The following is a 14,599-nucleotide window of genomic DNA, read 5'->3' on the forward strand; positions in this document are numbered from 1 at the left end:
GACAAAGAGCGAAGGACACTAGCCGCTGGGAGCTGGAGCTAGACAGTAAGCGATAAATTTTGAAAAGCGCCTGTCCGGGGGTTGGAGCCATCTTCCCCATGGCGCTCTTCGAACGAAGGAAAAGATCATGCTTTTCCTTCGTTCGGAGACCTAAGCTTCCATATTTGTGAGGCTGGATACCGTGCAGCGATTATATTCAAATACTTTTATTAAATAGATATGAGCTGGACTTAGAAGGATCACTCATATTTTTTAAATGGTAAAGTTAGGAGGTTCACTTATGACAGGATCTAGTACTACCTATCTACTTGAAATGCAGAATATCACAAAGAGATTTCCTGGAGTACTTGCATTAGACAATGTTAGCTTGAAAGTGAGACCGGGTTCGGTTCATGCCTTAATGGGAGAAAACGGCGCAGGAAAGTCAACCTTAATGAAATGTTTATTCGGTATTTATTCGATGGACAATGGAAAAATCTTCTTTAATGGAAGTGAGATTTCATTTGCCAATTCCAAGCAGGCATTAGAAAACGGCGTTTCCATGGTGCACCAAGAATTGAACCAAGTCCGTCAGCAAAATGTTATGGATAATATATGGCTCGGCCGTTATCCGAAGAAAGGTATTTTCGTAGATGAAAAGAAAATGTATGAGGACACCGCAGCGATTTTCAAAGGTTTAGATATTAACATCGACCCGCGCAGTAAGGTTAGTTCGTTATCTGTTTCTGAAATGCAAATGGTTGAAATTGCAAAGGCTGTATCTTATCATTCAAAAATTATCGTAATGGATGAGCCAACCTCATCCTTAACGGAGACGGAAGTAAATCACTTATTTAGAATCATTAAGCGGCTTCAAAGTGAAAATGTGGCCATCATCTATATCTCGCACAAAATGGAAGAAATTTTAAAGATTTCAGACGAAGTAACGATCATGCGGGATGGCCAGTACATTGCGACTAGAAGTGCAAAAGACCTGACAACAGATGAAATCATTAAGCTAATGGTAGGCAGGGACTTATCACAGCGCTTCCCGGCAAAGGAAAACAGGCCAGGAGATATTATTTTAAAGGTTTCTGATTTAACAGCAGAAACACAGCCATCTTTTGAAAATGTAAGCTTTGAACTGAAAAAGGGTGAAATACTCGGAATTGCCGGCTTGGTAGGTTCCAAACGGACAGAAGTCGTCGAAGCAATCTTTGGAATCAGGGCATTAAAATCCGGAAAAATTGAACTGAACGGCAAGGTGGTTAAAAATCAATCTCCACAGCATGCTATCAAAAATGGCTTCGCCCTTGTAACCGAGGAAAGAAGATCAACTGGAATATTTTCCGATTTAAGCATCAGCTTTAATTCGATCATTTCCAACATGAAGCAGTATAAAACAAAGAGTGGATTCCTATCCAATAAGAAAGTAGCCGACGATACCAAATGGGTAATTGATTCGATGAAGGTGAAAACACCATCACAAAAAACGTCAATTGGCAGTTTATCCGGCGGAAACCAGCAAAAGGTTATTATAGGGCGCTGGCTATTGACTAAGCCTGATATATTATTGCTTGATGAACCGACACGAGGAATCGATGTTGGGGCAAAATTTGAGATTTACCAATTAATTAACCAATTAGCAGCAGACGGAAAGGGAATTATCATGATCTCTTCCGAAATGCCGGAGCTTTTGGGTACGACAGATAGAATACTAGTAATGAGTAATGGAAAAGCAGCTGGGATCGTTGATACGAAGACGACTTCTCAAGAAGAAATTATGCGATTAGCCGCATTGTATTAGGAGGCGACAAAAATGAGTACAGAAGCTTTAAAAAAATCGGGATCTAAGGAAGCAAAAAATTCAAAATCAGGTTTCTCAAAATGGATAGTTGATAATGTTATTTATCTAGTATTAATTCTACTAGTCGTTGGGATCGTTGTAGCATCTCCAGACTTCTTATCAATGACGAACTTAATTAATATTCTAAGTCAGGCATCATCACGTGTTATTATTGCCCTTGGGGTAGCAGGTATTTTGATTCTGGCCGGTACCGACCTTTCAGCAGGCCGGATGGTCGGTTTGGCAGCGGTTGTTTCAGCTTCCATGCTCCAAGCAAGTGACTATGCTTATAAAATGTACCCGCATTTACATGAATTACCGCTATTTGTTCCAATTATTATTGCGATGTTAGCAACTGGTTTCATTTCTGCCATCAGTGGTGTAATTGTGGCGAAATTTCATGTTCCGCCATTCATTGCCACACTAGGTATGATGATTGTGGTTTACGGTACATCTTCCATCTACTTTGACCGTCCTCCGTATGGTGCACAGCCGATAGGTGGTTTAAGTGAGAAGTTTACAACTTTTGCACAAAGAGGTATTAAGCTTGGTCAATATGAATTCCCGTATCTGATCTTCTATGCCATTATTGTATCACTTATTATTTGGGTTATTTGGAATAAAACGCAGCTTGGTAAAAACATGTACGCAATCGGTGGAAATCCTGAAGCGGCAAAGGTTTCAGGGGTTAACGTAGCCAAGAATATCATCATCATTTATATGATTGCTGGTCTTTTATACGGCTTCACCGGCGTACTAGAAGCAGGACGTGTAGGTAGTGCCACAAATAATACAGGTAACATGTACGAGATGGATGCGATTGCAGCCTGCGTAGTCGGCGGGGTATCATTGACTGGTGGTATAGGAACCGTACCAGGTATCGTAACTGGGGTTCTAATTTTTCAAGTTATCAACTATGGATTAGCTTTCCTTGGTGTAAGCCCGTACATCCAATTCATTGTAAAAGGCTTAATCATTATCGTCGCAGTAGCCTTCGATATGCGCAAACACGCAAAGAAAAAATAAACATAAAACGACAGGGCAGCCTCCAACATGGAGAGCTGCCTTTTTTCTATTATAAGGAAAACGCAACCATTGTTGTTATTTGAATTATTGATTGTTCGATATTATAGAATATCTTTAAAAATGTAAAAAAGAAGCAATGAATAGAGATAAACAGTTTATAAGGTGAGTTTATTACAGTTGATGAGTTTGAAAAATAATATATTTCAGAAATATTTAAATAAATAAATAATATACTAGACGAATGAAAATAATTGTATTACAATACTAAATATCAATTAATTCAACGACTAAACATACCGATCCTATTAAGATACTAAATAATGGATGTTTGTGTCAGAAAAATCAGAAAAATAGATAAAGGGGATGTCATGATGAAGAAGAATTTTGCAAAGATGTTTATGGCTTCAACATTATTGGCTGGCGTATTAGCCGGATGTTCGGGAGCAAAAGATAGTGCTGGAGGAGGAGGAGACACCGTTAAATTAGGTGTAAACCTTGAACTTTCAGGCGGAGTTGCTTCTTACGGGGAGTCGCTTGCTTCAGGTATCAATCTTGCTGTTGATGAAATTAACAAAAAGGGCGGAGTTGACGGTAAGAAGATCGAGCTTGTTAAAGTGGACAATAAATCAGATGCAGCGGAAGCTACTAACGGTGCCATTAAGTTAACCAGCCAAGATAAAGTAACAGCTATTATCGGTGCTGCTACAAGTGGTGACACTGTTGCCCAAGCTGAAATCGCTGATAGCAATAAAACCATTTTATTAACTCCATCAGGTACAGCTCCAAACGTAACGGTTACAGATAAAGGGAAATTAAACGAATTCGTATTCCGTACTTCCTTTATCGATCCATTCCAAGGAACAGTTGCAGCCAACTTTGCAGCTAACGAATTAAAGGTTAAAAACGTTGCAATCTTTGCTGATAGTGCAAGTGACTATGCGAAAGGTTTGGCAGCTTCATTTAAAGAAACGTTTGAAAAAGAAGGCGGTAAGGTTGTCTCTGAAGAGGCATATGTTGGAAAGGATACCGACTTCCGTGCCACATTAACTCGTATCAAGGCCAAAAATCCTGAATTTATCTTTATCCCTGGATATTACGAAGAAGTTGGTCTAATTGTTAAACAAGCTCGTGAAATGGGCATCACTGCTCCATTAATGGGTGCAGATGGCTGGGATTCGCCAAAATTAGTAGAATTAGCTGGTAAAGATGCGTTAAACAATACCTATATCACAAATCACTATTCTTCTGAAGACCCAGACAAAAAGATCCAAACGTTTGTATCTGCTTATAAAGAAAAGAACAATGGCGAATCACCAAATGCTTTCAACGCCCTTGGCTATGATTCAGTTTATCTATTAGCAGATGCTATTAAGAGTGCAGGAAGCACTGACCCTAGCAAAATTAAGGCAGCTTTAGAAAAAACTAAAGATCTATCCCTTGTTACCGGTGTGGTCACGATTGACAAGAATCACAATCCGATTAAATCTGCAACAGTCTTAGAATATAAAGACGGTAAGCAAGTATTTAATACAAAGGTTGATCCTAAATAAATCTCGAAATAGGATTTTATAAAAAGACTTCTTCACTCTAATGGTGAAGGAGTCTTTTTTTTGGCACAATTCTTGCATATTAAATGAGCGTAGCCATATTTACTTCGCTTTTAATTTACAGGAGGTGCGTTTGAAGTGGATAAAATGATTTCAAGGGAAGATGTTTCGTCCCTTTTTACAGATGGAATGACAATAATGGCTGGGGGCTTTATGGGGGTTGGTACACCGCAGGAACTTGTTACGGCCATGCTTGAAGCGAATGTAAAGGACATTACCTTAATCGCTAATGATACCGCTTTCGTAGAAACGGGTGTAGGACCTTTAATTGTAAATAAACGAGTGAAAAAAGTGATTGCCTCACATATTGGAACAAATCCGGAAACTGGCCGGCAAATGATTGCAGGCGAAATGGAAGTAGAACTAGTTCCACAAGGAACCTTGGCTGAACGTGTCCGTGCCGGTGGTTCAGGATTGGGCGGAGTGTTAACTCCTACAGGAGTGGGAACCGTTGTCGAGGAGGGTAAAGAAAAGATTACCGTCGACGGCCGGGAATATTTGCTTGAAAAGCCCCTTCGTGCTGAGGTTGCCTTATTGAAAGCTTTTAAAGCCGATAAAGCAGGTAATTTGATTTATCACCGTTCGGCTAGGAATTTTAACCCGTTAATGGCTTTGGCTGCTGATACTGTTATTGTCCAAGTGGAGCAGCTAGTAGAAGTGGGAGAAATCGATCCAGATGAAGTTATGACACCTGGGATTCTTGTCGATAAAATTTATGTTCAAGGAGGTCGTCAATCATGATGACTACACTCGTCAATCCAAAACAAATCATCGCGGCACGCGTGGCTAAGGAATTGAAGGATGGAGATGTGGTGAACCTGGGCATCGGCCTGCCAACCATGGTGCCAAACTATTTGCCTGAGGGTGTTAATGTGATTTTACAATCAGAAAATGGCTATGTGGGTCTTGGACCCTTAGAGGGCGATATTGATCCAGACTTAGTAAACGCCGGCGGCCAGCCAGCTGGTATTATTCGCGGAGGTGCTTTCTTTGATAGTCTGTTTTCCTTTGAATTAATTCGCGGCGGACATGTTGATGTTACTGTACTTGGCGGGCTAGAAGCAGATGCAAAAGGAAATCTTGCCAACTGGATGGTTCCAGGAAAGATGGTTCCTGGAATGGGCGGGGCAATGGATCTTGTGACAGGCGCTAAAAAGGTTATTGTCGCCATGGAACATACGGCCAAGAATGGTTCGGCTAAAATTCTCGAACAATGCCGCCTGCCGTTGACCGGTAAGGGGGTAGTGGATTTAATTGTAACCGAATTGGCTGTTTTTCGTGTAACAGCAGATGGATTGGTTCTGGAAGAACTTCAAGAGGGTGTCGACTTAGAGACAGTAAAGGAAAAGACAGAAGCTGCTTTTACTCTAGGTCTGGCAATAGGATAAACTGTTTGCTGGTAAAAAGGATTGAGAGGGCATTTTCTTAAAAGTGCTGATATATTGCAAAAATCGCTGATAAAGATATATAAATCGCCGATAAACTATAAATCTTCTAATTTATAAAGAAAATAACTTTTCAGGAGGAACTATTTATGCGTGAAGTAGTTATCGTTAGTGCTGTACGGACAGCAATTGGCAGTTTCATGGGGACATTAAGTAATACACCAGCGACCGAATTAGGGGCAATTGTCATTAAAGAGGCCGTAAACCGCGCTGGAATTAGTGGAGAACAAGTTGATGAAGTCATTATGGGAAACGTTCTGCAAGCAGGTCTTGGCCAGGGTCCTGCCCGTCAAGCCGCACTTAAGGCAGGTTTGCCAGTCGAGGTATCCTCTATGGCGATCAACAAACTGTGCGGTTCAGGTCTAAAAGCGGTTCATTTGGCAGCCCAAGCGATCCAAACTGGCGAAGCAGAAATTGTCGTCGCTGGCGGTATGGAAAATATGAGTCTAGCACCATACTTGCTGATGGATGGACGAACAGGCTACCGCATGGGTGATGGCAAAATTTTCGATAGTATGATTCAAGATGGACTGCAATGTGCAATTAACTCTTATCATATGGGCGTAACCGCCGAAAACATTGCCGAACAATATGGCCTTAGCCGCGAAGAGCAAGATGAGTTTGCGGCCTGGAGTCAGCAAAAGGCAGAGGCAGCCATCAAAGACAGCAAATTTAAGGATGAGATTGTCCCTATTGTCCTTCCACAGCGTAAGGGCGAGCCTGTTGTTTTTGATACAGATGAATTCCCTCGCTCAGGGGTGACGGCTGAGAAACTAGCAAAATTAAAGCCCGCTTTTAAAAAGGAAGGTACGGTAACAGCCGGCAATGCCTCTGGTATCAATGACGGTGCGGCAGCACTCGTACTGATGAGCAGAGAAAAGGTGGAAGAGCTGGGAATTAAACCAATGGCTGTTATCCGTGGCAATGGGACCTCAGGGGTGGATCCGAAAATTATGGGTATTGGTCCTGTACCCGCATCTAAGAAGGCACTAGCAAAAGCGGGTCTTTCCATCAATGAGATGGATTTAGTGGAAGCAAACGAAGCGTTTGCTGCTCAATCCCTTGCTGTAGGAAGAGACCTGGAGATTTCAAAGGAGAAATTGAACGTTAACGGCGGTGCGGTTGCTTTAGGCCACCCAATCGGTGCCAGTGGTGCCCGCGTGTTAGTCACCCTGCTTCACGAGATGAAACGAAGAGAAGCACGTTACGGACTTGCGACGCTATGTATTGGCGGGGGCCAAGGGATTGCTACAGTAGTAGAAATGGAGAAATAACAGTATTTCCGCAAAAACGGAAAATTCCGTAAATCCGGAAACGCTTTCAATTGCTTTTCCGGAATTACGGAATCAATCCAGATCAAATAAGCTCATAAATATATCTATAAATTGGCATAATTCTTGCAAATAAATAGATGTAAGTTTCAAATGGAAACGCTTACCTTTCGGGGAGGTAAACGAGGAGGCTTACAAAAACAATTTAGGGGGATTTACATGGAATTATTTGTTATTTTACTGGCGCTTGGGCTTTTGATTTTTGTAGCCTACCGTGGGTTTTCTGTTATTTTATTCGCGCCAATCTGTGCACTTCTTGCTGTATTACTAATTGATCCAAGCCATGTTTTACCGTTCTTTTCCGGGGTATTCATGGAGAAAATGGTTGGATTCATTAAATCCTATTTTGCCGTTTTCCTATTAGGGGCGATTTTTGGAAAAGTAGTTGAAATGTCAGGGATTGCAGAATCCATCGCTAAAACGATTGTCCGTTTACTTGGAGCAAAACGTGCGATGCTGTCGATTGTTTTACTAGGAGCTATTTTAACGTATAGCGGTGTAAGTTTATTCGTAGCTGTTTTTGCTATTTACCCATTTGCAGCCCAAATGTTTAGACAAGCGAATATTCCTAAAAGGCTTATTCCAGGGACAATTGCTCTTGGTGCCTTTACCTTCACCATGGACGCATTACCAGGAACACCGCAAATACAAAACGTCATCCCAATTAACTTTTTTAAAACAGATATTTATGCGGCACCGACGCTTGGAATCATTGGAGCTATTTTTGTCTTAGTTCTAGGTCTTGTATATCTTGAATCAAGGAGAAGAAAGGCAGAAAAGGCGGGCGAGGGTTATTACGGCTTTGGTGCTGAAAACGCAGCTGCTGCTGAAAAATTAGAGGCAAATGAAGTAGCCGCTCCGGATTTAACCTCTCAACAATCCGTTTTAAAACAAATTTTAGCATTTGTTCCACTCATTCTTGTGGGAGTGACGAATAAATTATTTATAACGTATATTCCAAAGTGGTATCCAAACGGTTTTGATTTTTCAGCGATTGGCTTGAAGGCCTACACGGTCGATGTTACGGCAATGGCAGCGATTTGGGCCATTATTATGGCATTAGTTGTCGGTATTATTTCTTCGCTTTTTTATGATTGGAAACGAGTTACGAAAAACTTTAAAGAAGGGCTTAACACAGCAATTGGCGGATCCCTTCTGGCTACAATGAACACAGGTGCTGAGTATGGTTTCGGTGGAATTATTGCCGCACTGCCTGGTTTTGCAAAAATTAGTGATGGTATTTCCGGTACATTCACGAATCCACTTGTAAACGGAGCAGTCACAACCAGTACACTTGCCGGGATGACAGGTTCAGCCTCCGGAGGAATGGGGATTGCTTTAGGAGCGATGGCCGATAAGTATAATCAGGCGATTGCCGCAGCCAATATTCCACCGGAAGTCATGCACCGCGTGGTCGCAATGGCATCAGGCGGTATGGATACATTGCCGCACAACGGTGCAGTTATTACGCTGCTTGCTGTAACAGGCTTAACACACAAACAATCTTATAAAGATATTTTTGCCGTAACGGTGATTAAGACATTAGCGGTATTCTTTGTGATTGCACTTTATACCATCTTTGGAATTATCTAAGAAATAAAGATTACTAGACAATTAGGAGGCTCGCATAAATGAGCAAGTTACTAGAAGGAAAAACAGCATTTATTACAGGGTCAGCGAGCGGCATTGGCTTAAGTATTGCCAAGACCTTTGCCCATGAAGGAGCAAAAGTGGTCATTTCCGATTTAAATGCTGAAAAAAGTGAGCAGGAAGCAGCAGAATTAAGGGCTCAGGGATTTGAAGCCATTGCTGCTCCATGTGATGTTACAAACGAGGAAGCTTTTAAGAATAGTATCCAACATGCCTATAAAACTTTTGGACGTCTTGATATTTTAGTTAATAATGCCGGCATGCAGTATGTTTCACCAATTGAGGAGTTCCCAACGGAAAAGTTTGAACTCTTGGTTAAAATTATGTTAACGGCACCATTTATTGGTATTAAAAACGTCTTCCCTATTATGAAGGAACAGGGCTTTGGACGAGTCATTAATATGGCGTCTATCAATGGAGTGATTGGCTTTGCTGGAAAGGCCGCCTATAATAGTGCGAAGCATGGCGTCATTGGATTAACAAAGGTTGCAGCGTTAGAAGGTGCAGAGAGCGGAATAACGGTCAATGCCCTTTGCCCGGGATATGTGGATACACCGCTCGTTCGAAATCAATTAGCAGACCTCGCTTCAACAAGAAATGTCAGCTTGGAAAGTGTAATCGATGAAGTGCTTTTACCGCTTGTTCCACAAAAAAGACTTTTATCTGTAACAGAAATTGCCGATTATGCTGTGTTTTTAGCAAGTGATAAAGGAAGAGGAATTACCGGCCAGGCCGTGATTTTAGATGGTGGCTACACCGCACAATAATTATGTTGAATCCTATTCGATAACGGATAGGATTCTTTCTTGTATGGGAAAAACTTCTAATCTAGTTAACATCAATCATCCTTTGTTATAATAAGTATATCCATCATTGGAAAGGTGTGAATCTATGAACAGTAAAATGGAAGCGATTCCAGCTGATTGGCATGAACAAATTATCAATCTATTAGCGGAAAGAATCGTCGTGACCGACCGAGAAGGCATAATTCTCTATATAAACAAGGCCTACTGTGAGTTTTTGGGAACAACGGTTAAAGAGGCGATCAACCGCCCTGTTCAGGATGTGATTGAAAACACAAGGATGCACATTGTCGCAAAAACAGGCAAAAAAGAGCTGGCCGCCCTGCATCCCATTAATGGCAGTGAAATGATCGCAAACCGGTACCCTCTGATTGTCGATGGGAAACTTGTAGGGGCACTTGGAACCGTTATGTTTCGCAGTCCAGAAGAATGGCGGATGTATAAAACAAAGATTCAGCATTTAGTGGAAGAATTAAAATATTATAAAACAAAAATAGACAAAGAGTTAAAGAGTAAATACTATTTTCACGATTTAATTGGCAGCAGTCAGTCCTTTCTTGCGGCGAAAAAATTGGCGGAGCGAATTTCTGTCAGCAACTCCTCTGTTCTTTTAATAGGGGAATCGGGCACAGGAAAGGAATTGTTTGCCCATGCCATCCACAACCACAGCCTCCGTTCTTCGCTTCCGTTTGTAGCAATCAACTGTGCTTCTATACCTGAACATCTCTTGGAATCAGAACTATTCGGGTATGAGGATGGCGCATTTACGGGAGCGAAAAAGGGTGGGAAAAAAGGACAATTTGAACTTGCTCATAACGGAACCCTTTTTCTCGATGAAATCGGGGATATGCCGCTGTCGATGCAAAGTAAACTGTTAAGAGTTCTACAGGAAAAAGAAGTCCAGCGGGTTGGCGGACAAAAATCAATACCCGTCGATGTCAGGATCATTGCCGCTACACACCGTGATCTTGAAAAAATGGTGGAGGAAGGGAAATTTCGCCGTGACTTATATTACCGCTTGAATGTTATAAAAATTGAAATCCCCCCATTGAATAAAAGGAAAGAGGATATTAAGTTGATATCGGTAAGTTTGTTGAAAAAACTGGAACGGAGATTTTTTCGAACAGGAATTGATATTTCTAAAGAAGTGGAACAGCGGCTGATGGAGCACTCATGGCCTGGGAACATTCGTGAACTTGAAAATGTTTTGGAACGAGCTATAAATGTCCTTGATGGACAAACAATTGAAGTGTTCCATCTTCCTTTGTATTTACGAGAACTAGAATGGCAGAGTTCTACCCAGATGATTAGTCCCGTGTGTAAAGGAAAAACTGCTGAAAAAATGCTTCCGTTAAAGGAAAGGCTGGCTCAAGTGGAAAAAGAAGCAATTTTGCATGCGCTGACTATGACCAATGGGAATAAGCAGGAAGCGGCGAGATTATTGGAGATAGGTAAAACAAGGTTTTACGAGAAATGTAAGCTTTATGATATAACATAACATCTCAATAATAACGATAAAAGTTTTAAGATGTGTCGTTTTCGTATAGCAATAGGATTAACTCTGTTTTAAGATTAGAGAGATATTGAAAATTGAAAAAGTTTGGGTGGAGTTCGATGGTTCTTTTAGACTATATTATTAATCTCTCGATTTTTTCTCTATTGGTAAGTACACCGTTGGTAATCAGTTCATTCATTCATCATAAACCCATCAAAAATTTCCGATATTGGGTGGGGGTCTACGGGGGAATTGTTTCGGTTGTCTTGATCAAGTTATCCTTTCAACAGCAAGGCTATTCATATGATATTCGCTATGCCCCGGTCATTTTGGCATTTGTCTACTTCGGTCCCTTGCCTGGAATCATTACGGGTATTTTTGCATTGGTGGCAAGATTACTTGAAAGTGGCCAATGGACAACTGTTATTGTTGGGTGGACGGCTATTATTCTTATTTTAACTATCTTTCATTTTGTAACAAAGCGACTTTCTCATGTGAAAAGAAGTGTTATTTTTTTTACAGCTTATGTGGCCATTTATATCATCATAGTGCCCATCATTTTTCACGTCTTTAGAGATAAACCCATATTTCATTTGCAATATTTATTGTTTGTGATGCTGGGTGTGATCTTCGGGGTATTACTGATAGAATCCCATGAGAAGCTGATCCGGTTAAATCGAGGTTTGTCAAACATGTACAAGCTAGTGGAAGCAAATGAGTTAAAATACCGATTGATTGCCGAAAACACGTCAGACCTAATATTGTTAATGGATAAGGAACACGCGATTAGTTACCTTTCTCCTTCCCATGAACATGTTTTAGGCTTTCCGTGCTCTGAATTAGAGAAACATAGATGTTTCAGGTTACTTCATCCTGATGATAAACCGATGTTTTTAGATTCGATCAAAAGAATGTTCGAATATAATGAGTCCCAATCGATGGAAATTAGATTAATGCATAAAGATGGGCACTGGATTGAATTTGAGTCTAAGTGTATGCCTGTTAAGGGTGAAGGAGATACAGTTGAAAATATTGTCATCATCAGCAGGGATATATCGGAACGGAAAAAATCTGAGGAAATTCTGTTGCAGTCGGAAAAGCTGTCGATTGTCGGAGAGCTGGCTGCAGGCGTCGCTCATGAAATCCGGAATCCATTGACCACAATCAAAGGCTTTGTTCAATTGTATAAAGCTGAAAATAGTTCGGTCGTATATAATGACTTACTTCTAAGTGAACTGGAGCGGATTGAGTCGATCACAAGTGAACTTCTCTCCCTAGGAAAACCGCAAGCTGTGCAGTTGGACCAAGTAAATGTAGGGGAGTTACTTATAAATACGGTTGAGTTACTATCCCCCCAGGCGAATATGAACAATATTCAGTTTGACTTAAAGCTTGATGAAGGTCCCTTTCTGATTAAAGGGGAAAAGAATCAATTAAAACAGGTTTTCTTAAATGTCTTAAAGAATGCCATAGAAGCCATGCCTGTTGGAGGTGATATCCACATTGGAGTGAGAAAAAATGAAGCGAATGAGTGTATGATATCGGTTCAGGACCATGGATTGGGCATACCTGAGGAACTGCTTCCACGTTTAGGAGAGCCGTTTTACAGCTTAAAAGAAAAAGGGACAGGCCTTGGTGTTATGATCTGCCACAAAATCCTAAAACAACACAACGGAAGTATCACTTATACAAGCAAACTAAACAAAGGAACCAAAGTCGAAATCAAACTCCCACTAACAAGTTGAAAATAGTCATAATGGTGACAGGCACCGCCCGTGGACAATGTCCACGAGCGGTGCCTGTCACCTTTTTCGATATTTACAAGGTAAGGTTGTGGCATATAATGACTAACTTGGCATATTTATTTACTATCAAACGTTTGATGTATGGCAACAGCAATTGGTTCAGATGAATGTAATTCCGAGTTGACTGATAGGAGAGTTAGAATTTTCTATAAGGAAACAGGGGGAGGAATACGATGAATACGGTTCTGATCATTGTAAATGTCGCTGTATTACTTTTGCTTATGTTTGTGTTATTTAAGATGCAGAAAAAGCATGTGTCATTTTCAAAACGAGTCTTTACAGCTTTGGGCTTAGGAATTATTTTTGGTTATCTTATTCATTTGATTTATGGGACCACACATGAAGTAACCAGCAAATCCATTGATTGGTTTAACATTGTGGGGATCGGATATATAAAACTACTCCAAATGGTTGTAATGCCGCTTGTCTTTATTTCCATTGTCGGGGCGTTCACAAAACTTAAATTGACGAAGAATATTGGCAAAATCAGTTTTCTGGTTATTGGAATCTTGCTCGGTACAACCGCAATTGCTGCAGCAATTGGGATTGGCTCGGCATTAGGCTTTGGCCTAGATGGCGTTCAGCTTACTCAAGGAGATGCTGAAAAGGCACGTAATGATCAATTAGCGGAAAGGGCCGCAGGAATTGAAAATATGACCCTGCCGCAGCAAATCATCGAATTAGTTCCAAGTAATCCATTTCAAGATTTAACAGGTGCGAGGGCTACCTCTACGATTGCAGTTGTGATCTTTGCCGCTTTTATTGGGATAGCCTACCTTGGGGTTAAAAGGAAGGACCCAGGACCTGCAGAGTTTTTTGCGAAAATTATTGACACCCTCTATTCGGTTATCATGAGAGTTGTCACCATCATCTTGCGCCTGACACCTTATGGAATTCTAGCCATTATTACAAAGGTGACGGCAACAAGTGATTATGAGGCAATCGCAAAACTAGGGAAGTTTGTCATTGCCTCCTATGTCGCACTGATTATCATGTTTGTTGTGCATTTACTCTTCTTATCTTTGGCGAAATTAAATCCATTCAGATATGTGAAGAAGGGCCTCCCGACCTTAACCTTTGCCTTCACTTCCCGAACAAGTGCAGGAACGTTGCCAATGACGATTAAAACACAAACCAAGGACCTTGGAGTTTCAGAAGGAATTGCCAATTTCGCCGGATCATTTGGTCTAACGATTGGCCAGAATGGCTGTGCGGGGATTTATCCAGCCATGTTAGCAGTGATGGTGGCGCCAAGTGCAGGGATTGATCCTACAAGCCTGTCTTTTATAGTGACACTTATTCTGGTTGTTGCCATTAGCTCATTTGGCGTGGCCGGCGTTGGCGGCGGTGCCACATTTGCTGCCTTAATTGTCTTATCTGTCATGAACCTTCCTATAGCAATCGTCGGTCTCCTCATTTCAGTTGAGCCTCTGATTGACATGGGACGGACAGCGTTAAACGTCAGTGGGGCGATGACAGCAGGTGTTCTCACAAGCAAAGCAACAGGAGAATTCGACGAGGAGACCTACACCCAGCCAGAAATAGTAGAAGCCTAAAAACAGTGACAGGCACCGCAAAGTCCCATAGGTGCCTGTCACCATTTTTAATGTTT

Annotated in this window: 11 protein-coding genes; all 11 read left to right on the forward strand. The window is 41.2% G+C overall.

Annotation, left to right across the window (positions count from 1 at the left end):
* Positions 1–280 precede the first annotated feature (280 nt).
* The 11 genes from mglA (at position 281) to V7077_RS03220 (ending at position 14,543) form a co-directional block, all read left to right on the forward strand.
* Entirely contained in the window at positions 281–1,786 is a 1,506-nt protein-coding gene (gene mglA / locus V7077_RS03170; RefSeq protein WP_335498400.1) for a galactose/methyl galactoside ABC transporter ATP-binding protein MglA, read from the forward strand.
* Positions 1,787–1,798: 12 nt separating this feature from the next.
* A complete protein-coding gene (mglC, locus tag V7077_RS03175; protein WP_251028769.1) occupies positions 1,799–2,851 on the forward strand; it encodes a galactose/methyl galactoside ABC transporter permease MglC in 1,053 nt (350 codons plus the stop codon).
* Positions 2,852–3,219: 368 nt separating this feature from the next.
* The gene (locus tag V7077_RS03180) at positions 3,220–4,401 is read left to right on the forward strand and encodes an ABC transporter substrate-binding protein (protein ID WP_335498401.1); all 1,182 of its coding nucleotides are present in this window, start codon (positions 3,220–3,222) and stop codon (positions 4,399–4,401) included.
* Positions 4,402–4,545: 144 nt separating this feature from the next.
* Positions 4,546–5,199, forward strand: a complete 654-nt coding sequence (atoD, locus tag V7077_RS03185) for an acetate CoA-transferase subunit alpha (protein ID WP_335498434.1) — start codon at positions 4,546–4,548, stop codon at positions 5,197–5,199.
* On the forward strand, positions 5,196–5,846 hold the full coding sequence (locus tag V7077_RS03190) for a 3-oxoacid CoA-transferase subunit B (RefSeq protein WP_335498402.1): 651 nt from the start codon (positions 5,196–5,198) through the stop codon (positions 5,844–5,846). Before atoD ends, V7077_RS03190 begins: the two co-directional genes overlap by 4 nt.
* Positions 5,847–5,992: 146 nt before the next feature.
* Complete coding sequence (locus V7077_RS03195) at positions 5,993–7,177, forward strand: acetyl-CoA C-acetyltransferase (RefSeq protein WP_335498403.1); 1,185 nt, start codon at positions 5,993–5,995, stop codon at positions 7,175–7,177.
* Between the two features lie 216 nt (positions 7,178–7,393).
* Complete coding sequence (locus V7077_RS03200) at positions 7,394–8,827, forward strand: GntP family permease (RefSeq protein ID WP_235742122.1); 1,434 nt, start codon at positions 7,394–7,396, stop codon at positions 8,825–8,827.
* Positions 8,828–8,865: 38 nt separating this feature from the next.
* Positions 8,866–9,651 carry a 3-hydroxybutyrate dehydrogenase gene (locus V7077_RS03205; RefSeq protein ID WP_335498404.1) on the forward strand — a complete coding sequence of 262 codons (786 nt, stop codon included), beginning with the start codon at positions 8,866–8,868 and terminating at the stop codon, positions 9,649–9,651.
* Between the two features lie 124 nt (positions 9,652–9,775).
* Positions 9,776–11,185, forward strand: a complete 1,410-nt coding sequence (locus V7077_RS03210; protein ID WP_335498405.1) for a sigma-54 interaction domain-containing protein — start codon at positions 9,776–9,778, stop codon at positions 11,183–11,185.
* A 116-nt stretch (positions 11,186–11,301) separates the two neighbouring features.
* On the forward strand, positions 11,302–12,927 hold the full coding sequence (locus V7077_RS03215; protein ID WP_335498406.1) for an ATP-binding protein: 1,626 nt from the start codon (positions 11,302–11,304) through the stop codon (positions 12,925–12,927).
* A gap of 233 nt (positions 12,928–13,160) precedes the next feature.
* A complete protein-coding gene (locus V7077_RS03220; RefSeq protein ID WP_335498407.1) occupies positions 13,161–14,543 on the forward strand; it encodes an L-cystine transporter in 1,383 nt (460 codons plus the stop codon).
* The last annotated feature ends 56 nt before the right edge of the window (positions 14,544–14,599 follow it).

It is taken from the genome of Neobacillus vireti, assembly GCF_036962465.1.
Lineage (GTDB): Bacteria > Bacillota > Bacilli > Bacillales > Cytobacillaceae > Neobacillus > Neobacillus vireti_B.